Here is a 22,143-nt window from a genome sequence, read left to right on the forward strand (position 1 = left end):
GCCTATCAGGCCGGGGTCGGCTGCACGCGTGCCGCGCGAGGGTCGGGCTGGCCGGAGTTGGCTGCCGCGGCCTCTTCGATCGCCGCCTGGATGGCACGGCGGCGGGCTTCCTCGGCGCGGCGGCTGAAGAACCACACGAGGAAGGTGAACAGCGACACCACCAGCAGGATCAAGCTGGCAATGGCGTTGATCTCAGGCTTCACGCCCAGGCGCACCTGGGAGAACACCTCCATCGGCAGGGTGGTCGAGCCGGGGCCGGACACGAAGCTGGCCAGTACCAGGTCGTCCAGCGACAGCGCGAACGACATCATCCCCCCCGCGGCCAGCGACGGCGCGATCATCGGGATGGTGATCAACAGGAACACCTTCCACGGCCGCGCGCCGAGGTCCATGGCCGCCTCTTCGATGGACATATCCAGCTCGCGCAAGCGTGCCGACACCACCACCGCCACATAGCTCGAGCAGAACGTGGTGTGGGCGATCCAGATGGTGACGATACCGCGCTCGGCCGGCCAGCCGAGCATTTGCGCCATGGCCACGAACAGCAGCAACAGCGACAGGCCGGTGATTACCTCGGGCATCACCAACGGCGCGGTGACCAGGCCACCGAACAGCGTGCGGCCCTTGAAGCGGGTGATGCGGGTGAGCACGAACGCCGCCAGGGTGCCGAGGATCACCGCCGACACGGCGGTGTACAGGGCGATTTCCAGAGAGCGGAACACCGCGGAAATCAACTGGTTGTTGTCCAGCAGGGTGATGTACCAGTTGACCGACCAGCCCCCCCAGACCGTGACCAGCCGCGAGGCGTTGAACGAGTAGATGACCAGGATGAGCATCGGCGCGTAGATGAAGATCAACCCCGCCCAAAGCATGAAGGTCGAGAAACGAAAGCCGGTTTTCATGCCTTGCCCTCCAGTTCCTTGGCTTGGCTGCGGTTGAACAGCACGATCGGGATGATCAGGATGCCGAGCATCACCACCGCCAGCGCGGAGGCCACCGGCCAATCGCGGTTGTTGAAGAACTCTTGCCAGAGCACCTTGCCGATCATCAGCGTTTCCGGGCCGCCGAGCAGCTCAGGGATCACGAACTCGCCCACCACCGGGATGAACACCAGCATGCAGCCGGCGATGATGCCGTTCTTCGACAACGGCACGGTGATCTTCCAGAAGCTGTTGAAGCGGCTCGAGCCTAGGTCAGACGCGGCCTCGAGCAGGCTCTGGTCGTGTTTGACGAGGTTGGCGAACAGCGGCAGGATCATGAACGGCAGGTACGAGTAGACGATACCGATGTACACCGCCAGGTTGGTGTTGAGGATCTGCAGCGGCTGGTCGATCAGCCCAAGCCATTGCAAGAAGCCATTGAGCAAGCCGTTGTTGCTGAGGATGCCCATCCAGGCATACACGCGGATCAGGATCGCCGTCCAGGTCGGCATCATGATCAGCAGCAGCAGTACGGTCTGGGTTTCTTTCTTCGCCACGGAAATCGCATAGGCCATCGGGTAGCCGATCACCAGGCACAGCACGGTGCTGATGAACGCCATCTTCAGCGAGCCGAAGTAGGCGGCGAAGTACAGGTCGTCATCACCGAGCAGCAGGTAGTTCGCCAGGTTCAGGGCGATGTCGATCTTGTCTTCGGCAAACTGCACCAGGTCCGTGTAGGGCGGGATCGCCACATCAGCCTCGGCGAAGCTGATCTTCAAGACGATGAAGAACGGCAGCATGAAGAACAGGAACAGCCAGATGAACGGGATGCCGATCACGGCCTGGCGGCCGCCGGGCAGGTAACGCTTGAGTCTGCTGGTTTTCATGAGCGAAGCACCACGCCGCTGTCGTCTTCCCACCACACGAACACTTCGTCGTCCCAGGTCGGCCGCGCGCCACGGCGCTCGGCGTTGGCGACGAAGCTCTGCACGATCTTGCCGCTGGCCAACTGTACGTGGAACACCGAGTGGCCACCCAGGTAGGCGATGTCATGCACCTTGCCGCGCGCCCAGTTGTACTCGGTGGTCGGTTGCTCGGTGGTGACCAGCAGTTTTTCCGGGCGCAGGGCGTAGCTCACGCTTTTGTCCTGGGCCGCAGTGCTGACCCCATGGCCCACGTAGATCGGCCGCTCCAGCTCCGGGGTGGAAATCAGCGCGTAGCCTTCCATGTCTTCGACCACTTGGCCGTCGAACAGGTTGACGTTACCGATGAACTCGCACACCAGGCGGCTGGTGGGGGTTTCGTAAATGTCGATCGGGCTGCCGATCTGGGCAATCCAGCCCAGGTGCATGATCGCGATGCGCTCGGCCATGGTCATGGCCTCTTCCTGGTCGTGGGTCACCATCACGCAGGTCACGCCCACGCGCTCGATGATCTGTACCAGCTCGAGCTGCATCTGCGAGCGCAGCTTTTTATCCAGCGCGCCCATCGGCTCGTCGAGCAACAGCAGCTTCGGCCGCTTGGCCAGCGAGCGCGCCAGGGCCACCCGCTGGCGCTGGCCACCGGACAACTGATGCGGCTTGCGCTTGGCGTACTGGGTCATCTGCACCAGCTTGAGCATCTCGGCCACGCGGGCGTCGATCTCGGCGGCGGGGATTTTGTCCTGCTTCAGGCCGAAGGCGATGTTCTGCGCCACGGTCATGTGCGGGAACAGCGCGTACGACTGAAACATCATGTTGATCGGCCGCTCGTAGGGCGGCATATCGGTGATGTCTTCACCGTCGAGGAAAATCCGCCCCTCGGTGGGCCGCTCGAAACCGGCGAGCATGCGCAACAGAGTGGACTTACCCGAACCCGAACCGCCGAGCAGGGCAAAGATCTCGCCCTTGTTGATTTGCAGGGACACATCGTCCACGGCAATCGTCTCATCGAATTTTTTCGTAACCCGATCGATCTTCACCAGCACCTGCTTGGGTTGCTGGCTGCCTTCGAGGGCTTTCTTATAGGCACTAGAGGCAACGGCCATTAACGAAACTCCCAACAGTTGGTCAGCGAACCCACCCCCGCGGTGGGCCCGGCACAATTACTTGCCTGATTTGATCTTGGTCCAGGACCGCGTCATCAGGCGTTGAATCTTCGGCGGCAGCTCGTGGCTGACGTAGGCCTTGGCCAGGACTTCTTGCGGTGGGTACACCGCCGGGTCGTTGGCAACCGTTTGTTCCATCTCGGTCTTGGCCTTGGGGTTAGGGTTGGCGTAGCCCACCGCGTCGCTGACTTCGGCGATCACTTCAGGCTGCAGCAGGTAGTTGATGAACGCATGCGCCTCTTTCACGTTGGTCGCATCCTTGGGGATGGCCAACATGTCGAACCAGAGGTTGCCGCCCTCTTTGGGCACCACATACGCCACCTGAACACCATTCTTGGCTTCCTCGGCGCGCGAGCGGGCCTGGAACACATCGCCGGAGAACCCCGCGGCGACGCAGATGTTGCCGTTGGCCAGGTCAGACACGTACTTCGAGGAGTGGAAGTAGGTCACGTAAGGCCGCACCTTGAGCAGTTTGTCTTCGGCCTTCTTGTAGTCGTCCGGGTTGGTGCTGTTGGGGTCCAGCCCCAGGTAGTTGAGCACCGCCGGCAGCATTTCATCGGGCGAATCGAGGAAGGCCACGCCGCACTGGCTGAGCTTCTTCATGTTCTCCGGCTCGAACAGCATGGCCCAGGAGTCGATTTTATCGACGCCCAGCACCGCCTTGACCTTCTCGACGTTGTAGCCGATGCCATTGGTGCCCCACAGGTACGGCACCGCGTACTGGTTGCCCGGGTCATTGGCCTGCAGGCGCTTCATCAGCTCGGGGTCGAGGTTCTGCCAGTTCGGCAATTGCGCGCGGTCGAGTTTCTGGAATGCCCCGGCTTTGATCTGCTTGCCGAGGAAGTGGTTGCTCGGCACGACCACGTCGTAGCCGGTGCGCCCGGCCAGCAACTTGCCCTCGAGGGTTTCGTTGGAGTCGAACACGTCGTACACCGGCTTGATGCCGGTGGTTTTTTCGAACTCGGCCAGGGTGTTCTCGCCGATGTAATCAGACCAGTTATAAATATGCACGGTACCGGCGGCCTGCGCGGCGGTACCGGCCAGCAGCCCGGCGCCCAGCACCAGTGCTTTCAAAAACAAAGAGTTAGCCACGTGCAGTTCCCCCGCAATGTTCTTCCTGATGCAAGCCATGCCAGCGCAAAACTCAAACCGGCGCGCAACTTACCTGTGATACTTCGGTACAGCAAAAAAAATTTTTGTTGCAAGCACCCCGGCCACGGCAGCGCCGTGACCGGGGGCCATCAGGCCGGGCTTACTTGCCCGACTTGATCTTGGTCCAGCTGCGGGTCAACTCGCGCAGGGTCGGCTGCGGCAGGTCGGCGATCGCGTACAACTTGGCCTTCACTTCAGCCGGCGGGTACACGCCCGGGTCGGAAGTGATGTCTTTGTCCACCAGCGGCGTGGCTTTGTCGTTGATGTTCGGGAAGCGCACGGCGTTGGTGATCTCGGCCATGATTTCCGGCTGCAGGATGAAGTTCATCCACTTGTAGGCCAGTTCTTTGTTCTCAGCGTCTTTCGGGATGGCGACCATGTCGTAGAAGCTGCCGGCGCCTTCCTTCGGAATGGTGTAGGCGACCTTGACCTTGCCACCGGCCTCGTCGGCGCGGGACTTGGCCTGGTACACGTCACCCGAATAGCCCACGGCGACGCAGATGTTGCCGTTGGCCAGGTCCGAGATGTACTTCGAGGAGTGGAAGTACGCCACGTTCGGGCGGATCTTCAGGAACAGGTCTTCAGCCTTCTTGATGTCGGCTTTGTCCTGGGTGTCGGTTTTCAGCCCCAGGTAGTGCAGCGCCACCGGCATCATTTCGGTCGGCGAATCGAGGAAGCTCACGCCGCAGCTTTTCAGCTTGGCGATGTTCTCCGGCTTGAACAGCACATCCCACGAGTCGATCTTGTCGACGCCCAGCGCGGCCTTGACCCTGTCGGGGTTGTAGCCGATGCCGATCGAACCCCACATGTACGGGAAGGCGTGCTCGTTGCCCTTGTCGCTGGCGTCGCCCACGGCCTTCAGTTGGCCCTGGTTGAGGTTGCTCCAGTTGCTGAGCTTGGACTTGTCGAGGGTTTCGTACACACCGGCCTTGATCTGCTTGGCCAGGAAGTTGTTCGAAGGGACCACGATGTCATAGCCGGAGTGGCCGGCGAGCATCTTGGCTTCGAGGGTCTCGTTGCTGTCGTAAACGTCGTAGACCACCTTCACGCCCGGGTTGGCTTCTTCGAACTTCTTCACCGTATCCGGGGCGATGTAGTCAGACCAGTTGTAAACGTGCAGAACTTTGTCATCGGCGTGAACAGCACCGGCCATGGCACCCAACAGGCTCATGGCGAGCAGCGACTTGCCCAACTTCTTCATGCGTAGTGCTCCAAAATATTGTTTAAACCATCCGCCCTGTGGCGCGCCTTCCCTTGCAGTCGAAGCGGCCGTGTGGGGCACCGGCAGATTACGCTTGCCGGGGGTGCCGAAACCCTCTTTTCAGCACACCCGCAAGCCTAGCATTTAGCCATTCAGCGCATTAAGCGTCAGGTCGAGGCATTTGCGTGCCTTGCTCACCAGTTCATCGATCTCGGCGTGGGTAATCACCAACGGCGGCGCAATGATCATGGTGTCGCCCACCGCGCGCATGATCAGCCCGTTGTCGAAACAGAAGTTGCGGCACAGCATGCCCGCCCCCTGCCCCGTGTAACGTTCACGGGTCGACTTGTGCTTGACCAGCTCGATCGCGCCGAGCATGCCCAACCCACGAACCTCGCCCACCAACGGGTGGTCGGCGAGTTCGCGTAAACGCATTTGCAAATACGGTGCCGTTTCGCTGCGTACACGCTCGATGATTTTTTCTTCACGCAGAATGCGCAGGTTTTCCAACCCCACCGCCGCGGCCACCGGGTGCCCGGAATAGGTAAAGCCGTGGTTGAAGTCACCGCCGTCGTGGATCACCTGGACCAGCGTGTCGCGCACGACCACCCCTCCCATGGGGATGTAGCCGCTGGTCAGGCCCTTGGCGATGGTCATCAGGTCGGGCGCGAGGCCGTAGTAATCGCTGCCGAACCACTCGCCGGTGCGGCCAAAGCCGCAGATCACCTCGTCGGCGACGAAGAGGATTTCGTAACGGGCGAGGATTTCCTTGATTTTCGGCCAGTAGGTTGCCGGCGGGATGATCACCCCGCCGGCCCCCTGGATCGGCTCGGCAATGAAAGCGGCGACGTTGTCTTCGCCCACTTCGAGGATTTTCTTCTCCAGTTGCTCGGCCGCCCACACGCCGAATTCGTCGGGGCTCATGTCGCCGCCCTCGCCGAACCAATACGGCTGCGGGATGTGCACCACGCCGGGGATCGGCAAATCGCCCTGTTCGTGCATGTAGGTCATGCCGCCCAGGCTGGCGCCGGCCACGGTGGAGCCGTGGTAACCGTTGACCCGGCTGATCAGCGTTTTTTTCGTGGGTTTGCCCTTGAGCGCCCAGTAGTGGCGCACCAGGCGCAGCACGGTGTCGTTGCCCTCGGAGCCGGAGCCGGTGAAGAACACATGGCTCATGCCGGCCGGGGCCACGTCGGTGATGGCCTTGGCCAGCTCCAGTGCCGGTGGGTGGGCGGTCTGGAAGAACAGGTTGTAGTAGGGCAGCTCGCGCATCTGGTGGGCCGCGGCCTGCACCAGCTCCTCGCGGCCATAGCCCAGGGCCACGCACCACAGCCCGGCCATGCCATCGAGGATCTGCTGGCCCTCGCTGTCCCACAGGTGCACGCCCTGGGCCTTGGTGATGATCCGCGGGCCCTTTTCCTTCAGTTGCTTGTAGTCACTGAACGGGGCCAGATGGTGTTCGCCGCTGAGGGCCTTCCATGCCTGGGTTTGTGCGCTGTTGTCGCTCATTGTTTTCTCCTGTTCTCCCCACTCGCCGGCGGGGTTTGATCAGACCGCGAACAGCAGGAACTCCCGTTCCCACGAACTGATCACGCGCTTGAAGTTTTCGTGCTCGGCTCGCTTTACCGCCACGTAGCCGACGATGAATTTCTTGCCCAGGTATTTCTCCAGAGTGCGGCAGTTTTCCATGCGCTCGAGGGCGTCTTCGATGGTCAGCGGCAGGCGCAGGTTGCGCCGCTCGTAGCCACGGCCATGCACCGGCGCGCTGGGGTTGATGCCCTCGACCATGCCGATGTACCCGCACAGCAGGCTGGCGGCGATGGCCAGGTAGGGGTTGGCGTCGGCGCCCGGCAGGCGGTTCTCGACCCGGCGGTTCTGCGGGGTGGCGTCAGGCACGCGCAGGCCCACGGTGCGGTTTTCCAGGCCCCACTCGACGTTCACCGGCGCCGAGGTGTCGGGCAGGAAGCGGCGGAACGAGTTCACGTTCGGCGCGAACAGCGGCAGCGCCTCGGGGATGAACTTCTGCAAGCCGCCCACATGGTTGAGGAACAGCTGGCTCATGGTGCCGTCTTCGTTGGAAAACACGCTTTTGCCAGTGGCCATGTCAACGATGCTCTGGTGCAGGTGCATCGCGCTGCCTGGCTCGCCGGTCATGGGTTTGGCCATGAAGGTGGCGGCCACGTTGTGCTTGAGGGCGGCCTCGCGCATGGTGCGCTTGAACACCACGATCTGGTCGGCCAGGTGCAGCGCGTCGCCGTGGCGGAAGTTGATTTCCATCTGCGCCGTGCCATCTTCGTGGATCAGCGTGTCGAGGTCGAGGTTCTGCGCCTCGCACCAGTCGTACACATCCTCGAACAGCGGGTCGAATTCGTTGGCGGCCTCGATCGAGAACGACTGCCGGCCGGTTTCGGCGCGGCCCGAGCGGCCGATCGGCGGCTGCAGCGGGTAGTCGGGGTCGTCGCTGCGCTTGGTCAGGTAGAACTCCATCTCCGGCGCCACGATCGGCTGCCAGCCGTGGTCGGCGTAGAGCTTGAGCACGCGCTTGAGCACGTTGCGCGGCGACAGCTCGATGGGGTTGCCTTGTTTGTCGTAGGTGTCGTGGATCACCTGCGCGGTGGGCTCGATGGCCCAGGGCACGAGGAATACGGCGTTTTCGTCCGGGCGGCAGAACATGTCGATGTCGGCCGGGTCGAGCAGGTCGTAATAGATGTCGTCTTCGACGTAGTCGCCGGTCACGGTTTGCAGCAGCACGCTCTCAGGCAGCCGCATGCCTTTTTCGGCGATGAATTTATTGGTGGGGGAGATCTTGCCGCGGGTGATGCCGGTCAGGTCGCTGATCAGGCATTCCACTTCGGTGATCTTGTGGTTTTTCAACCAATCCGTGAGCTGGTCGAGGTTGCTGCTCATAAAGACCTCAGGAGGCTGTTGCCCGGTTGTTCTCAACCAGGCTCGGTTGGCGCGCGCGCGCCACGAAAGGCCGGCCACCCCACACCCCGGGCCCCACGCTGAACGATGGCCAGCGCCCACAGGCAGGCGGGCAAAGGCAGCGAAGCAGCGCTACAGTAGACGTTAAGGCGTGGTAAAGCGGCGCGACAGACACATTGAAGCGTACTGTGGCGGCTTTGGGCAGTGGGCGGTGATGCCTTTGTGTAAGAACTTCGTGCACGGGGGCCGCCAGTACACTGCCCCTTGGATCATAGGGGGCGAATGTGGCAGGCTGCGTAGTGCGTGGCGCACGGCGTGCGCCTCTGGCCAGCATGCCGGCAGCGTTCGGCACACCCCGAGGGGTGGCGCCTGGAGAGGGCGGGCGTGGCATGATGGACCCCGTTATTGTTGATGTTCTGGGTTGCCGCCGAGCTTAGCGCCGTTCAATTTTTTATACAACAGCCCGTTAAAAATTCACTACGGGGTGTTTAATGGCGCTAAACCTGAAAAACAATTCAGGCAAAATCGCCCCAAAAAGCAGCAAAAAACGCTTTTATGCACCACGCTAGCGCACCAATGGGCCCGCTTGACTTCCCCAAGCCTTTCGGATTGACTGGGCCCGTTGCAAATCAATGATTGAGATTTTTAACAAAAAAGGTGTTGCATCATGTCGGTACCCCCGCGTGCCGTTCAGCTCAACGAAGCGAACGCGTTCCTCAAGGAACACCCTGAGGTTCTATACGTCGACCTTCTGATTGCGGATATGAATGGCGTGGTGCGCGGCAAGCGCATCGAACGCACGAGCCTGCACAAAGTGTACGAGAAGGGCATCAACCTGCCCGCCTCGCTGTTCGCGCTCGACATCAACGGTTCGACCGTCGAGAGCACGGGCCTGGGCCTGGACATCGGCGACGCCGACCGCATCTGCTACCCCATCCCCAATACCCTGAGCAACGAGCCCTGGCAGAAGCGCCCCACCGCGCAACTGCTGATGACCATGCACGAGCTCGAGGGCGAGCCGTTCTTCGCCGACCCGCGCGAGGTGCTGCGCCAGGTCGTGAAGAAGTTCGACGACATGGGCCTGACCATCTGCGCCGCGTTCGAGCTGGAGTTCTACCTGATCGACCAGGAGAACGTGAACGGCCGCCCGCAGCCGCCGCGCTCGCCGATTTCCGGCAAACGCCCGCAATCGACCCAGGTGTACCTGATCGACGACCTCGACGAGTACGTCGACTGCCTGCAAGACATCCTCGAGGGCGCCAAAGAGCAACGCATTCCGGCCGACGCCATCGTCAAGGAAAGCGCCCCGGCGCAGTTCGAAGTCAACCTGCACCACGTGGCCGACGCCCTCAAGGCCTGTGACTACGCGCTGCTGCTCAAGCGCCTGATCAAGAACATCGCCTACGACCATGAAATGGACACCACCTTCATGGCCAAGCCCTACCCGGGGCAGGCGGGCAACGGCTTGCACGTGCACATTTCGATCCTCGACAAAGACGGCAAGAACATCTTCACCAGCGAGGATCCCGAGCAGAACGCCGCACTGCGCCACGCGGTCGGCGGTGTGCTCGAGACCCTACCGGCAACCATGGCTTTCATCTGCCCGAACGTGAACAGCTACCGCCGCTTCGGCGCGCAGTTCTACGTGCCCAACTCGCCGACCTGGGGCCTCGACAACCGCACCGTGGCGATCCGCGTGCCCACCGGCACCGCCGACTCCGTGCGCATCGAGCACCGCGTGGCCGGCGCCGACGCCAACCCGTACCTGGTCATGGCCTCCGTACTGGCAGGCATCCACCACGGCCTGACCAACCAGTGCGAGCCTGGCGCGCCACTGGAGGGCAACGCCTACGAGCAGACCGAGCCGAGCTTGCCGAACAACCTGCGCGACGCCCTGCGCGCGCTGGACGACAGCGAGATCATGGCGCGCTACATCGACCCGAAGTACATCGACATCTTCGTCGCCTGCAAGGAAAGCGAGCTGGCCGAGTTCGAACACTCGATCTCCGACCTCGAGTACAACTGGTACCTGCACACCGTCTAAACGGTAGAATGGCGGCCTCGCCCAAGGAGGCCGCCATGCCACGCACCGCCAGCCCACGCAAACCCCGCGCCGCCAGCCAGGCCAGGATCGCCAGTATTCTGCAGGCTGCCCGCGAGATGCTGGCCAGCGATGGCGTGGCTGGGCTGTCGATCTACGGCGTGGCCGAGCGCGCGGGCATACCGCCGTCTTCGGTGTATCACTTCTTCGCCAGCGTACCGGCCTTGCTGCAAGGGCTGACCGCCGACGTGCACGAGGCCTTTCGTGCCTGCCTGCAAGCACCTTTCGAACATGCCTCGCTGGCAACCTGGCGCGACCTGTCGCGGCAGGTGGAACAGCGCATGCTGGCCATCTACCGCAACGACGCGGCCGCGCGCCAGTTGATTCTCGCGCAGCACGGCCTGGCCGAAGTGGCCCAGGCGGACCGCCAGCATGATCTGGAACTGGGCGCGGCGATGGAGCAACTGTTCGCCCGGCATTTCGAGCTGCCCAGCCTGCCGCAGGAGGTAGACGTGTTCGCCCTGGCGATGGAACTGGGCGACCGGGTATATGCGCGCTCGGTGCAGCTGCACGGGGAGATTACCCCACGGCTGGCCGAGGAAGGGATGCGGGTGTTCGATGCTTACCTGGGGCTGTACTTGCCGGTGTACATGGCCAAGCGGCCGCAGGCTTGAGGGCCCTTCGCCCGGCACAGCCGGCCTCCCACGGGTTCTGTGTTGCCCAGTAAATCAATGGCTTACACGAATCTGGTGGGAGGCCGTGGTCCGGCACTCCGGCTGTGCCGGGCGATAGGCCCTTCAGGTTTACAGCTTGGCGATCGACACCTCGGTCGACTTCACGAACGCGATCACTTCGCTGCCCACCGCCAGCTCCAGCTCTTTGACCGAACGGGTGGTGATCACCGAGGTGACGATGCCGGAGGCAGTCTGCACGTCGATTTCCGACAGTACCGGGCCTTCGATGATTTCTTTCACGGTGCCTTTGAATTGGTTACGTACGTTGATGGCTTTGATCGTCATGGGTATTGCCTCTTCAAGGATTAGGTCAGTAAGCCCAGCGCAGCTGGGTCGGTAACGGTGAAGCGGGTTCTGCGCCCTGTTCGCCCGCGGGCAACAGCAGCACACGGTTAAGCACTTCGGTTTCAAGCTCTGCCAGGCGCTGCGAGCCGCGGGCACGCGGGCGTGGCAGGTCAATGGGCAGGTCCAGGCCAATACGGCCTTCTTCGATCAGGATCACTCGGTCCGCCACGGCCACGGCCTCGGCGACGTCGTGGGTCACCAGCAACACGGTAAAACCGTGCTGCTGCCACAGGCGTTCGATCAACTGCTGCATCTCGATGCGGGTCAGCGCATCCAACGCGCCCAGGGGTTCATCGAGCAGCAACAGCCGGGGTTCATGAATCAGCGCGCGGGCCAGCGCCACACGCTGCTTTTGCCCGCCGGAGAGCGCCGCGGGCCATTCGTGGGCGCGCTCGGCCAGGCCGACGGCTTCCAGCGCCTGCAGCGCCTTGGGCCGCCAGTCACCCTTCAGGCCCAGGCCAACGTTGTCGATCACTCGCTTCCAGGGCAGCAGGCGCGAATCCTGGAACATCAGCCGGGTGTCTTCGCGGGCCGCGGCCAGCGTGCGTTCACCGGCGCGCAATTCGCCGCCAGTGGGCTGGTCGAGCCCCGCGAGCAAGCGCAGCAGGGTGCTTTTACCGCAACCGCTGCGGCCAACAATGGCCACGAACTGCCCGGCCGGGATGGTCAAATCGATGCCGTGCAGCACCTGGCGGGCGCCGAAGGCCTTGGTCAGGCCGTGTACGCCGAGGTCTACGCCGCGCAAAAAATGCGGCGAGTCTTTGAAGGCGGTCATGCATCACCCCGCTTGGGTTGGTAGGCCGGGTGCCAGCGCAGCCACAGCCGCTCAAGGCCACGGGCGGCGAGGTCAGCGAGCTTGCCCAGCACCGCATAGAGCACGATGGCCAGCACGACGACGTCGGTTTGCAGGAATTCACGGGCGTTCATCGCCAAGTAGCCAATGCCGGAGCTGGCCGAGATGGTTTCCGCCACGATCAGCGTCAGCCACATCAGGCCGAGGGCGAAACGCACCCCTACCAGGATCGACGGCAAGGCACCGGGCAGGATCACCTGCCAGAACAGCGGGAAGCCACGCACGCCGTAGCTGCGGGCCATTTCCACCAGGGCAGGGTCGACGTTGCGGATGCCGTGGTAGGTGTTCAGGTAGATCGGGAACAAGGTGCCCAACGCCACCAGGAAAATCTTCGCCGACTCGTCGATGCCGAACCACAGGATCACCAGCGGGATCATCGCCAGGTGGGGGACGTTGCGGATCATCTGCACGGAGCTGTCGAGAAAGCGCTCGCCCCATTTCGACAGCCCGGAGATCAGCCCCAGCACCAGGCCGATGCCACCGCCAATGACGAAGCCCACCCCGGCGCGCCAACCGCTGATGGCCAGGTGCGTCCAGATTTCACCGCTGCGCACCAACTGCACACCGGCCTCGATGACCGCGCTGGGCGCGGGCAGGATGCGGGTCGACAACCAGCCCGCGCTCACCGCGCCTTGCCAGGCTGCCAGCAGCAGCACCGGCAGGGCCCAGGGCGCCAGGCGCTCGATGGTTTTCTTTGCAGCGCTCATTCGGGCCTCCTCAGCTCTGCGCCGCGGCTTTGGGCAGGATGTCGTTGGCGACGATCTCGCCGAACGGGCTCACGTAGTTCGTGCCTTCCGGCACCTGCGGGCGGGCCACGTTCAGGTGCGGGAACAGCAACTCGGCCACCCGGTAGGATTCCTCCAGGTGCGGGTAACCGGAGAAGATGAACGTATCGATGCCCAGGGCGGCGTATTCCTTCACCCGCTCTGCCACCGTTGGGCCGTCGCCGACCAACGCGGTGCCGGCACCGCCGCGCACCAGGCCGACGCCCGCCCAGAGGTTGGGGCTCACTTCAAGCTGGTCGCGCTTGCCGTTGTGCAGCGCGGCCATGCGCTGCTGCCCCACTGAGTCAAACTTGGCGAACGAGGCCTGGGCGCGGGCGATGGTCTCGTCGTCGAGGTTGGCGATCAGCCGGTCAGCGGCGCGCCAGGCTTCTTCGTTGGTTTCCCGCACGATCACGTGCAGGCGGATGCCAAAGCGCACCGTGCGGCCTTGCCGGGCGGCTTTTTCACGCACCTGGGCGATTTTTTCGGCAACCGCCGCCGGTGGCTCGCCCCAGGTCAGGTACAGCTCGACCTGCTCGGCGGCGAGGTCCTGGGCGGCCTCGGAGGAGCCCCCAAAATACAGCGGTGGCCGCGGTTGCTGCAGCGGTGGGTAGAGCAGCTTGGCGCCCTTCACCTGAATGTGTTTGCCGTCGTAGTCGACCACTTCGCCTTCGAGCACGCGGCGCCAGATGCGGGTGAACTCCACCGACGCCTCGTAGCGCTCCTGATGGGTGAGGAACAAGCCATCGCCCTCCAACTCGGCCGGGTCGCCGCCGGTGACCAGGTTGAACAACGCGCGGCCACCGGAGAGGCGGTCCAGCGTTGCCGCCTGGCGCGCGGCCACGGTGGGCGAGATGATCCCGGGGCGCAGCGCCACCAGGAACTTCAGCCGCTGGGTCAGCGGGATCAACGACGCGGCGACCAGCCAGGAATCTTCACACGAGCGGCCGGTGGGGATCAGCACGCCACCGAAGCCGAGGCGGTCGGCGGCCTGGGCGATCTGCCCCAGGTAAGCGTGGTCGACGGCGCGGGCGCCTTCGGCGGTGCCGAGGTAGTGGCCGTCGCCGTGGGTGGGCAGGAACCAGAAAATATTGAGGCTCATGGGGTGGTCTCCTTTGAGTGGGTTACTGCGCGGCAGCCACGTTGGCGGGCGGCGTCCAGATCACGTCCTTGATCACCAGCGGCTTGGGAATCAGCTTCAGGCCATAGAAGGCATCGGCGATCTTCTGCTGGGCATCGACCACCGCCGGGGTGAGGAACTGCGCCCCAAAGCCCTGGCGCTTGACCGAGGTCAGGGTGATCGGTACCGGCAGGCCCAGCAGTGGCGCCACTTCGTCGGTCACTTGCTGCGGGTTGCCCTTGGCCCATTCGCCTACCGAGCGCACTTCGTCGATCAGGGTGCTGACCACTTTCGGATGCGCCTGTGCATAAGTACGGGTGGCCAGGTAGAACTGATGGTTATCCACAAGGCCGGTGCCGTCTTGCAGCGTGCGGGCTTGCAGTTGTTGCTCGGCGGCGGCCTGGTACGGGTCCCAGATCACCCAGGCATCCACGGCGCCACGCTCGAAGGCCGCGCGGGCATCGCTGGGCGGCAAGTACACCGGCTGGATGTCGGTGTATTTCAGGCCAGCCTTGGCCAGCACCTGCACCAGCAGGTAATGCACGTTCGAACCTTTGTTCAGGGCGATTTTCTTGCCCTTGAGGTCGGCCAGGGTCTTGATCGGCGAGTCTTTCGGCACCAGCAGCGCTTCGCTGGTCGGCGCTGGCGGCTCGTAGGCCACGTAGAGCAGGTCTGCCCCGGCGGCCTGGGCGAACACCGGCGGGGTTTCGCCGGTCACGCCGAAATCGATCGAGCCCACGTTAAGGCCTTCGAGCAGCTGCGGGCCGCCCGGGAATTCGGTCCATTGCACCTGCACGCCCTGCTCGGCCAGGCGCTTCTCAAGCGTGCCACGGGCCTTGAGCAGCACCAGGGTGCCGTATTTCTGGTAGCCGATGCGCAGGGTTTCGGCCTGGGCGAGGCTGGTAACACCAAGGGTAATGGCCGCGGCAAACAGTGCGACCAAACCTCGGCGCAGGGAACGGGTGCGCATCTGCGCTCTCCTTCTACGAACGATAAGGGGGGTTGGTGGCGCCTGCTGCCCGTGGTCGGGTAAGAAGGGCTACAACGGGTATAAAAAGGCTCAGATGCTCCAACGAGCACTGAGCAAACGATCATTCAGCAACCCGGGCTCGACCGGTTTTGGCCGGCGCGCCAGGGCGCTGTGGAATTCTTCCAGCGCGGCGTCCAGGCGCGCCTGCAACGGCGCCGCCAACTGCGCCGCGGCACTGCCTTCGCCGTAGGCGATCTGGCTGTCGTCGGCGAAAATCCCCTGGAGCATTTCCTGGGCCTTCAGCGCCGCCAGTACCGGCTTGAGCGCGTAGTCCACCGCGAGCATGTGCGCGATGCTGCCGCCGGTGGCCACCGGCAAGACGATCTTGTTCGCCAGGGCACGCTCGGGCAGCAGGTCGATCAGGGTTTTCAAGGCGCCGCTGAACGAGGCCTTGTACACCGGGGTGGCGACGATCAAGCCGTCGGCGCGCTCGACGATGTCGAGAAAACGGGTCACCGCCGGGCTGTTGAAGCGGGCGTGGAGCAGGTCTTCGGCATCGAAGTCGCGTACCTGGAAGGTGACCACTTCCACACCCCAGGCCTGCAACGCGGCCTTGGCGCGTTCGAGCAAAACGCCGGAACGGGAACGGGTACTGGGGCTGCCACCAATCGCTACGACCAACATCGTCCAACCTCTTCGTGCTGCTTCTGTGCAATGGCCCTTACCTTAACAGCGGGCTTTTATATCCTTAAATCATATTTATTCATTTGTTTATTCCTTATAGAAATTAGAAACACGCTGTCATCTTGCTGTCATGTGACAGCGGTATTTACCTGAGCATGAACCTACCCCTCGCCTCGCAGTCCCCCGACGCCGACCCCTATGGCCTGATTTGTGGCTTTCGTTTTCGCCCCGACGAAGCGGGCGTGGAGATGGACGCCCCAACCGCCATGCAAGCCCTTGAGCAGCCGACCGCTGAAGGCGGCTTCGTCTGGCTGCACCTGAACCTGGCCCACGCTGGGTGCAAGCGTTGGATGCTCAACCATCTCGACCTGCCGGAATATTTCTTCGAAACCCTCAGCGAAGGCTCGCGCTCAACGCGCCTGGAGCACGTCGAGGGCGCGCTAACGGCGGTGGTCAACGACGTGGTGTTCAACTTCGGGCAAACCTCCAGCGACATCGCCACCCTGTGGCTGTGCGTGCGCGAGAACATGCTGATCAGCGTGCGCCTGCAACCGCTGCGTTCGGTCGACCGCCTGCGTTTTTCGGTCAAGCGCGGGGAAACCTTCCGCTCGCCGCTGGAGCTGCTCGAACACCTGATCGACGACCAGGCGGAAATCCTCGTGCAAATGGTCCGCGACACCCACCTGGCGGTAGACCGCATCGAAGACCAGCTGCTGTCCGAGCGCCTGGCCACCAACCGCGCCGAGCTCAGCTCGGTGCGCCGGGTGCTGGTGCGCATGCAGCGGCTGCTGGCGCTGGAGCCCAACTCGCTGATGCGCCTGCTCAACCGCCCGCCACGCTGGTTCGGTGAGGAAGACGTGCTCGCCCTGCGCTCGCAAACCGAAGAGTTCTCGCGGGTGATCCACGACCTGGCGGCCTTGCTCGAGCGCATCAAGCTGATCCAGGAAGAGATCGCCGCGATCCAGAACGAGCAGACCAACCGCACGCTGTTCACCCTGACCCTGGTCACGGTGCTGGCGCTGCCGATCAACATCGTCGCGGGTTTTTTCGGCATGAACGTAGGCGGCGTGCCGCTTTCGACCTCGCCCCACGGCTTCTGGATTCTGGTCGCGCTGGTGGCCAGCTTCACGCTGCTGGCCGGGCGCTGGGCCTTCCGCAAGCGCGACGATCACTAGCAGTAACAGGTTGTAACAGGTTTGCCACGGGCGAAGCATACGCTCGCCCTCACAACCGTCCTCCGAGGCCCCGACCATGGATTCGAGCAACGAACTGCTTTCGCGTATGCAACACGACACCCTGGACCATTACGACGAAGAGCTCGAGCAGGAACTGGGCGACGACCACTTCAACCTCGACGAATTCTTCAATGCCGACCTGAACGGCGACCCAGCCCGGATTGCCCGCCGCCACTACTTCGCCGAGCTGTTCCGGCTGCAAGGCGAGTTGGTGAAGTTGCAGAACTGGGTAATGAAAAGCGGCGAAAAAATCGTGATCCTCTTCGAAGGCCGAGATGCCGCGGGCAAGGGTGGGGTGATCAAACGGATTACCCAGCGGCTCAACCCACGGGTGTGCCGCGTGGCCGCCCTGCCGGCGCCGAACGACCGGGAACAAACCCAGTGGTACTTCCAGCGCTACGTGGCGCACCTGCCGGCGGCCGGTGAAATGGTGCTGTTCGACCGCAGTTGGTACAACCGCGCGGGCGTTGAGAAGGTGATGGGCTTTTGCAACGACGAACAGTACGAAGAGTTCTTCCGTTCGGTGCCGGAGTTCGAGCGCATGCTCGCCCGCTCGGGCATCCGGTTGATCAAGTACTGGTTCTCGATCACCGATGATGAGCAACACATGCGCTTCCTGGGCCGTATCCAGGACCCGCTCAAGCAATGGAAGCTCAGCCCGATGGACCTGGAGTCCCGCCGCCGCTGGGAGGCCTACACCAAGGCCAAGGAAGTGATGCTTGAGCGCACCCACATTCCAGAAGCCCCCTGGTGGGTGGTCGAGGCCGACGACAAGAAGAAGGCCCGGCTCAACTGCATCCACCACCTGCTCAAGCAAATCCCTTATGAAGGGGTTGAGCAGCCGCTGGTGAGCCTGCCGCCGCGTGAGCGCCATGAGGATTATTCGCGCAAGCCGGTGCCGCGCGAAATCATCGTGCCGCAGGTTTACTGAGGCCTTCAGGGGCCCCATAAAAAAAGGCCGCTTACGCGGCCTGAAGTCCCTGCAAGACGGGTTCAGCGGTTCGGCTGCGGGGTGAGCCGAAGATAGGGGCGTACCGCGCGGTACCCTTTCGGGAAGCGCTGTTTGATCTCTTCTTCATCCTTGAGCGACGGCACGATCACCACCTCGTCACCCTGCTGCCAATTGGCCGGGGTGGCGACTTTGTGGCTGTCGGTTAATTGCAGTGAATCGATCACCCGCAAAATCTCATTGAAGTTGCGCCCCGTGCTGGCGGGGTAGGTGATGGTGAGCCGCACTTTCTTGTTCGGGTCGATCACGAACAACGAGCGCACGGTAAGGGTGTCGTTGGCGTTGGGGTGAATCAAATCGTAAAGATCACTCACCTTGCGATCGGCATCGGCCAGGATCGGGAAGTTGACCTGGGTGCTCTGGGTGTCGTTGATGTCTTCGATCCACTTCAGGTGCGACTCGACCGGGTCTACCGAGAGGGCAATGGCCTTGACGTTACGCTGGGCGAACTCGTCCTTGAGTTTGGCGGTATAGCCCAACTCGGTGGTGCACACTGGGGTGAAGTCTGCCGGGTGGGAGAACAACACGCCCCAACTGCTGCCCAGCCATTGGTGAAAGTGAATGGTCCCCTGGCTGGAGGCCTGTTCGAAGTCCGGGGCGATGTCGCCGAGTTTGAGACCCATGGTGCGATGTCCTTTTATTGGCAACGCGTGGCTGATGGGTGAACTCTGCGCGAACGCAACGGACTTTAAAAAGACTTAATAACGCTCTTGTTATAGCGCCGGGGAATATAACTCAGCCCCCTCCGCGCACGGCTTGCAGTTGCTGTTGCAACCACTGCTCGCTGGGCACCGCGGGGCGCCCGGGGCAGCGCACCTGGTAGGGCTGGCCACTGACACTGCTGCCGCTGGCGGCCAGGCGGATGAAGTCCTCGGTGGTGTTGATCCGCCCCTTGCCTTGCAGATAATCGAGCTTCTTTTGCAGGTGGGCACGGGCCTCAGCGCCCGGGTACCAGCTGCCGTTACGGTTGAATTCGCAGTTGGAGGCGCCCAGCCGAGTGAGTAGGGCATCGACTTCGGGTTGGGGCTGGGCAAAGGCGGCGGTGGCCACCAAGGCCATCAGGGCAATGTACTTGGGCATGCGCGGGCTCCTGGGCAAAGGGGCCGCCATGCTAGCGCGCCTTGGCGGTGAAGGCGGCTGGATACACATCCAGAAGTATTTTTGCGGGGGGCCAGCTGCTTCATGGAACCCGAAAAAAAACCCCGCCGAAGCGGGGTTCTTTCAACTCAACTTATACAACCCAACCTACTACCACAGGGCGTAGGTGTAGTTCACGTAGAAGCGAGCCTGGTTGACGTTGTTCTGGGTGCCGGCAGGCAGGCCAGTACGGTAAACGCCTTCACGCGCCGAGAAACCCAGGCCTTTGAGCGGGCCGCTTTGCAGGGTGTAGTCGATGCGGTAGTCCGATTCCCACTCGTTGGCGCGGTCGCGAGCTGCGTTGTAGATCGCGTCGCGGCCGTTGACGTAGGTCCAGGTCGCTTTCAGGCCTGGTACGCCCAGCTTGGCGAAGTCGTACGAGTAGATGGCGAAGGTAGAGTTCTCGCCAGCGCGGGTGAAGCTGTTGACCATGATGTCGGTGAACAGGTAGTAGCTGCTGCCACCTTCACCTTCAGGGCGGCCACGGCCGTCGCGTACCGAACCGTTGTTGACTGCGGCCATGCCGCCGTCATCGCTTACACGCTGGTGACCCAGGGTCAGCGAGTGGCCACCCAGGGCATAGGTGAACGCTGCGGACCAGGTGTTGTTGTCAACTTCGCCACCGTCGCTGTAACCGTTGGTGTAGGCATAACGAGCGTCGCTGCCGTTAGCACCATCGGAGCTGTTGTGGAAGTAACGCAGGTCGGTCTTGAACGACTGATCCGGTGCGATCTGGAAGACGTGGGTCAGGCCGAAGAAGTTCTGGTTGTAGTAGTCTTCGAGGTTCGCGAAGTAGTACTGCAGGGTCAGGTCTTTGGTGACTTTCCAGTCAGCGCCGGCGAAGTTGAAGCCGTTCGAACCACGGGTACCGTTGGCGGCGAGGCCAGCCCAGTTGCTCGAAGCACGACCGATTTCACGGGTCAGGCGGCCAGCGGTGAAGGTGACGTTGTCCAGGTCTTTCGACGTGGCGATACCACCCTGGTAAGCAGCAGGCAGCAGGCGACCGTCGTTCGATACCAGCACTGGCAGGTTAGGCGCCAGAGCGTTACCGACTTTCAGTTCGGTCTTGGAGAACTTGACCTTGGCGTTAGCACCTACACGGCCCCAGTTATCAACCGGAGTACCGTCGGTTTTAACCGGCGACACGGTGTTGGAGGTGGTGGTGCTGTGGTTGTCGATACCACCGCCCAGGTTCACGCCCAATACGCCCTGCACGTCGAGGCCGAAACCTACGGTGCCTTGGGTGTAGCCCGACAGGAAGTCGAACTTCAGGCCGGTGACGGTTTGGCGCTGGTCAGCACCGCCTTGGCGGTTATCACCATCAAAATACAGAGTACGGGAACTGATCGATGCTTTGCTGTCCTCGATGAAACCGGCGGCGCTGGCTTGTTGAGCCAGGACGCCCATGGCAACCGCGAGTGCCAGGGTAGACTTGTTCACTGGTATAGCTCCTCTTTGCTTTCTAATTTTTGTCTTGCGGGTGATGACGGGTCTTATGCCCGTTTTTTTGGTTGCCTGGCACGGTTAGCACCAAAGCGTGACCGGTTAGTCAAGCACATTCTTTCAGGATCACCACCTGGGTCCCCCACCCCTCCTCGCGAGCGAGGAGGTTAAAGAATTTTTTAAATCCTAATAACGTTTTGTTGCAATTCTGTTAAGAACCATGGCGCATAAGAAACCATATCCTCAAAACGTTGTCACCCACCGCTTCACGCTATTCTCATAAGCAAAAATTCTTTAGGTGCCGCTGGTTATAGCGATATGGAAGCAGCGCGGCCTGGGCCGTTTTAGGCGCCAATAGCCTATCGGCGGGCCTTTGCGAGACTTTACCCCGCCCAGCCGGGCACAAAACCGGCGAACGCAGGCACACAATGAGGCCGCGCTCACGCTAGCAACGGGGCGATGACGATTAGATTGCAGGAATGCAGCCAGCCGTCGGGTTCCGTGAAAGAACTGTTATCCGACGACCGGTAGAGGTGGGAGCCAAGGGTAAACGAACGGTTACTTCTGCGTACCGTCGTCCAACTGCAGGTTGGCCTGGGTGATGTTGCTGTCGGCCGGCACGCTGCGGGTCAACCACACGTTACCGCCAATCACCGAGCCCTTGCCGATGGTAACCCGCCCGAGAATGGTGGCGCCGGCGTAGATCACTACGTCGTCTTCGACGACTGGGTGGCGTGGCAGGCCTTTTTGCAGGTTGCCCTCGGCGTCTTGCGGGAAGCGCTTGGCGCCCAGGGTCACCGCTTGGTAAATGCGCACACGTTCGCCGATGATCGCCGTTTCGCCAATCACCACGCCGGTGCCGTGGTCGATGAAAAAGCTCGAGCCGATGCGCGCGCCGGGGTGGATGTCGATGCCCGTGGCCGAGTGCGCCAGCTCCGAACTGATCCGCGCCAACAACGGCAAACCGGCGTTGTACAGGTAGTGCGCCAGGCGGTGATGGATGATCGCCAGCACACCGGGGTAGCACAACAGCACCTCATCCACGCTGCGCGCCGCCGGGTCGCCCTGGAAGGCCGCCAGCACGTCGCTGTCGAGCTGCTCGCGCAGCCCCGGCAGCGCGGCGGCAAAGCCCTGGATCAGCTTCAGCGCGTTGGCGTCCAGCGCCGGTACGTCGCATGGGCCTTGGCGGTGGGCGTAACGCAGTTCGAGCTGGGCCTGCAACAGCAGGCCGTTGAGCGCGGCGTCCAGCGTATGGCCGACGAAGAAGTCTTCGCTTTCTTCGCGCAGGTCGACCGGGCCCAGGCGCATCGGGAACAGCGCGCCACACAGTTGCTCGAGAATCACCGCCATGGCCTCACGCGAGGGCAACTGGCGGCCGCCGCTCTGGCCACAACTGCGGCCGTTCAGCCGGCGCCATTGCTGGCGGGCCGAGCGCAGTTGGCCAACGATCTCTTGCAGGTGCCAGGGCTCCGAAGGCGCCTGGCCGGGTACACGCTCGTTCACGGCTTCACTCCTGGGGCAGCG

At 62.7% G+C, this 22,143-nt stretch carries 21 protein-coding genes; 4 read left to right on the forward strand and 17 right to left on the reverse strand.

Annotated features, from left to right (window positions below; genetic code table 11):
* Positions 1-5: 5 nt before the first annotated feature.
* From ACFZCE_RS03805 to ACFZCE_RS03835, 7 genes are all read right to left on the reverse strand, one after another.
* On the reverse strand, positions 6-902 hold the full coding sequence (locus ACFZCE_RS03805; protein ID WP_390936209.1) for an ABC transporter permease subunit: 897 nt from the start codon (positions 900-902) through the stop codon (positions 6-8).
* Entirely contained in the window at positions 899-1,780 is an 882-nt protein-coding gene (locus tag ACFZCE_RS03810) for an ABC transporter permease subunit (RefSeq protein WP_390936449.1), read from the reverse strand. The genes ACFZCE_RS03805 and ACFZCE_RS03810 overlap by 4 nt, the downstream gene beginning before the upstream one ends.
* Positions 1,781-1,803: 23 nt before the next feature.
* Complete coding sequence (potA, locus tag ACFZCE_RS03815) at positions 1,804-2,946, reverse strand: polyamine ABC transporter ATP-binding protein (protein ID WP_390936211.1); 1,143 nt, start codon at positions 2,944-2,946, stop codon at positions 1,804-1,806.
* Between the two features lie 57 nt (positions 2,947-3,003).
* Positions 3,004-4,098, reverse strand: coding sequence for an extracellular solute-binding protein (locus tag ACFZCE_RS03820; RefSeq protein ID WP_390936213.1), 1,095 nt, complete (start codon positions 4,096-4,098; stop codon positions 3,004-3,006).
* 160 nt (positions 4,099-4,258) lie between these two features.
* Positions 4,259-5,359, reverse strand: a complete 1,101-nt coding sequence (locus tag ACFZCE_RS03825; protein WP_390936215.1) for an extracellular solute-binding protein — start codon at positions 5,357-5,359, stop codon at positions 4,259-4,261.
* 144 nt (positions 5,360-5,503) lie between these two features.
* Positions 5,504-6,868: an aminotransferase gene (locus tag ACFZCE_RS03830; RefSeq protein WP_390936217.1), complete on the reverse strand. Its 1,365-nt coding sequence runs from the start codon at positions 6,866-6,868 to the stop codon at positions 5,504-5,506.
* 39 nt (positions 6,869-6,907) lie between these two features.
* On the reverse strand, positions 6,908-8,266 hold the full coding sequence (locus tag ACFZCE_RS03835; protein ID WP_390936219.1) for a glutamine synthetase family protein: 1,359 nt from the start codon (positions 8,264-8,266) through the stop codon (positions 6,908-6,910).
* 685 nt (positions 8,267-8,951) lie between these two features.
* Between ACFZCE_RS03835 and ACFZCE_RS03840 the strand changes: the two genes are divergently transcribed.
* Both ACFZCE_RS03840 and ACFZCE_RS03845 read left to right on the forward strand, forming a co-directional pair.
* The gene (locus ACFZCE_RS03840) at positions 8,952-10,328 is read left to right on the forward strand and encodes a glutamine synthetase family protein (RefSeq protein ID WP_390936220.1); all 1,377 of its coding nucleotides are present in this window, start codon (positions 8,952-8,954) and stop codon (positions 10,326-10,328) included.
* 35 nt (positions 10,329-10,363) lie between these two features.
* Positions 10,364-10,999 carry a TetR family transcriptional regulator gene (locus tag ACFZCE_RS03845; RefSeq protein ID WP_390936222.1) on the forward strand — a complete coding sequence of 212 codons (636 nt, stop codon included), beginning with the start codon at positions 10,364-10,366 and terminating at the stop codon, positions 10,997-10,999.
* A 129-nt stretch (positions 11,000-11,128) separates the two neighbouring features.
* Here ACFZCE_RS03845 and ACFZCE_RS03850 read toward each other — a convergent pair whose 3' ends face one another.
* The 6 genes from ACFZCE_RS03850 to ssuE all read right to left on the reverse strand — a co-directional run bounded on the left by ACFZCE_RS03850 (position 11,129) and on the right by ssuE (position 15,795).
* Entirely contained in the window at positions 11,129-11,344 is a 216-nt protein-coding gene (locus tag ACFZCE_RS03850) for a molybdopterin-binding protein (RefSeq protein WP_040259480.1), read from the reverse strand.
* 25 nt (positions 11,345-11,369) lie between these two features.
* A complete protein-coding gene (gene ssuB / locus ACFZCE_RS03855; RefSeq protein ID WP_390936224.1) occupies positions 11,370-12,179 on the reverse strand; it encodes an aliphatic sulfonates ABC transporter ATP-binding protein in 810 nt (269 codons plus the stop codon).
* Positions 12,176-12,964 carry an aliphatic sulfonate ABC transporter permease SsuC gene (gene ssuC, locus ACFZCE_RS03860; RefSeq protein WP_390936226.1) on the reverse strand — a complete coding sequence of 263 codons (789 nt, stop codon included), beginning with the start codon at positions 12,962-12,964 and terminating at the stop codon, positions 12,176-12,178. The genes ssuB and ssuC overlap by 4 nt, the downstream gene beginning before the upstream one ends.
* Before the next feature lie 10 nt (positions 12,965-12,974).
* Positions 12,975-14,123, reverse strand: coding sequence for an FMNH2-dependent alkanesulfonate monooxygenase (gene ssuD, locus ACFZCE_RS03865; protein ID WP_390936228.1), 1,149 nt, complete (start codon positions 14,121-14,123; stop codon positions 12,975-12,977).
* A gap of 22 nt (positions 14,124-14,145) precedes the next feature.
* Complete coding sequence (locus ACFZCE_RS03870; protein WP_390936230.1) at positions 14,146-15,111, reverse strand: aliphatic sulfonate ABC transporter substrate-binding protein; 966 nt, start codon at positions 15,109-15,111, stop codon at positions 14,146-14,148.
* A 90-nt stretch (positions 15,112-15,201) separates the two neighbouring features.
* The gene (ssuE, locus tag ACFZCE_RS03875) at positions 15,202-15,795 is read right to left on the reverse strand and encodes an NADPH-dependent FMN reductase (RefSeq protein ID WP_390936231.1); all 594 of its coding nucleotides are present in this window, start codon (positions 15,793-15,795) and stop codon (positions 15,202-15,204) included.
* Between the two features lie 155 nt (positions 15,796-15,950).
* Between ssuE and ACFZCE_RS03880 the strand changes: the two genes are divergently transcribed.
* Positions 15,951-16,970, forward strand: a complete 1,020-nt coding sequence (locus ACFZCE_RS03880; protein ID WP_390936232.1) for a CorA family divalent cation transporter — start codon at positions 15,951-15,953, stop codon at positions 16,968-16,970.
* Positions 16,971-17,046: 76 nt separating this feature from the next.
* Positions 17,047-17,961, forward strand: a complete 915-nt coding sequence (ppk2, locus tag ACFZCE_RS03885) for a polyphosphate kinase 2 (protein ID WP_390936233.1) — start codon at positions 17,047-17,049, stop codon at positions 17,959-17,961.
* Between the two features lie 62 nt (positions 17,962-18,023).
* Here the strand turns inward: ppk2 and ACFZCE_RS03890 are convergent, their stop codons facing one another.
* The 4 genes from ACFZCE_RS03890 to epsC all read right to left on the reverse strand — a co-directional run bounded on the left by ACFZCE_RS03890 (position 18,024) and on the right by epsC (position 22,122).
* Positions 18,024-18,662 (reverse strand): peroxiredoxin, encoded by a 639-nt coding sequence (locus ACFZCE_RS03890; RefSeq protein ID WP_390936234.1) that lies wholly within the window; start codon positions 18,660-18,662, stop codon positions 18,024-18,026.
* Between the two features lie 112 nt (positions 18,663-18,774).
* Positions 18,775-19,119: a DUF5329 family protein gene (locus ACFZCE_RS03895; RefSeq protein WP_390936236.1), complete on the reverse strand. Its 345-nt coding sequence runs from the start codon at positions 19,117-19,119 to the stop codon at positions 18,775-18,777.
* A gap of 168 nt (positions 19,120-19,287) precedes the next feature.
* Positions 19,288-20,616 carry an OprD family outer membrane porin gene (locus tag ACFZCE_RS03900; protein ID WP_390936237.1) on the reverse strand — a complete coding sequence of 443 codons (1,329 nt, stop codon included), beginning with the start codon at positions 20,614-20,616 and terminating at the stop codon, positions 19,288-19,290.
* A 561-nt stretch (positions 20,617-21,177) separates the two neighbouring features.
* Positions 21,178-22,122 carry a serine O-acetyltransferase EpsC gene (epsC, locus tag ACFZCE_RS03905; protein ID WP_390936239.1) on the reverse strand — a complete coding sequence of 315 codons (945 nt, stop codon included), beginning with the start codon at positions 22,120-22,122 and terminating at the stop codon, positions 21,178-21,180.
* Positions 22,123-22,143: the final 21 nt, after the last annotated feature.

Source organism: Pseudomonas sp. NPDC007930, assembly GCF_042958985.1.
Taxonomy (GTDB): domain Bacteria; phylum Pseudomonadota; class Gammaproteobacteria; order Pseudomonadales; family Pseudomonadaceae; genus Aquipseudomonas.

Coding starts and splice junctions, on each gene's coding strand:
- ACFZCE_RS03805 (WP_390936209.1), bottom strand. CDS start 902: ATGAAAACCGGCTTTCGTTTCTCGACCTTCATGCTTTGGGCGGGGTTG.
- potA (WP_390936211.1), bottom strand. CDS start 2,946: ATGGCCGTTGCCTCTAGTGCCTATAAGAAAGCCCTCGAAGGCAGCCAG.
- ACFZCE_RS03825 (WP_390936215.1), bottom strand. CDS start 5,359: ATGAAGAAGTTGGGCAAGTCGCTGCTCGCCATGAGCCTGTTGGGTGCC.
- ACFZCE_RS03830 (WP_390936217.1), bottom strand. CDS start 6,868: ATGAGCGACAACAGCGCACAAACCCAGGCATGGAAGGCCCTCAGCGGC.
- ACFZCE_RS03835 (WP_390936219.1), bottom strand. CDS start 8,266: ATGAGCAGCAACCTCGACCAGCTCACGGATTGGTTGAAAAACCACAAG.
- ACFZCE_RS03840 (WP_390936220.1), top strand. CDS start 8,952: ATGTCGGTACCCCCGCGTGCCGTTCAGCTCAACGAAGCGAACGCGTTC.
- ACFZCE_RS03845 (WP_390936222.1), top strand. CDS start 10,364: ATGCCACGCACCGCCAGCCCACGCAAACCCCGCGCCGCCAGCCAGGCC.
- ACFZCE_RS03850 (WP_040259480.1), bottom strand. CDS start 11,344: ATGACGATCAAAGCCATCAACGTACGTAACCAATTCAAAGGCACCGTG.
- ssuB (WP_390936224.1), bottom strand. CDS start 12,179: ATGACCGCCTTCAAAGACTCGCCGCATTTTTTGCGCGGCGTAGACCTC.
- ssuC (WP_390936226.1), bottom strand. CDS start 12,964: ATGAGCGCTGCAAAGAAAACCATCGAGCGCCTGGCGCCCTGGGCCCTG.
- ssuD (WP_390936228.1), bottom strand. CDS start 14,123: ATGAGCCTCAATATTTTCTGGTTCCTGCCCACCCACGGCGACGGCCAC.
- ACFZCE_RS03870 (WP_390936230.1), bottom strand. CDS start 15,111: ATGCGCACCCGTTCCCTGCGCCGAGGTTTGGTCGCACTGTTTGCCGCG.
- ssuE (WP_390936231.1), bottom strand. CDS start 15,795: ATGTTGGTCGTAGCGATTGGTGGCAGCCCCAGTACCCGTTCCCGTTCC.
- ACFZCE_RS03880 (WP_390936232.1), top strand. CDS start 15,951: ATGAACCTACCCCTCGCCTCGCAGTCCCCCGACGCCGACCCCTATGGC.
- ppk2 (WP_390936233.1), top strand. CDS start 17,047: ATGGATTCGAGCAACGAACTGCTTTCGCGTATGCAACACGACACCCTG.
- ACFZCE_RS03890 (WP_390936234.1), bottom strand. CDS start 18,662: ATGGGTCTCAAACTCGGCGACATCGCCCCGGACTTCGAACAGGCCTCC.
- ACFZCE_RS03895 (WP_390936236.1), bottom strand. CDS start 19,119: ATGCCCAAGTACATTGCCCTGATGGCCTTGGTGGCCACCGCCGCCTTT.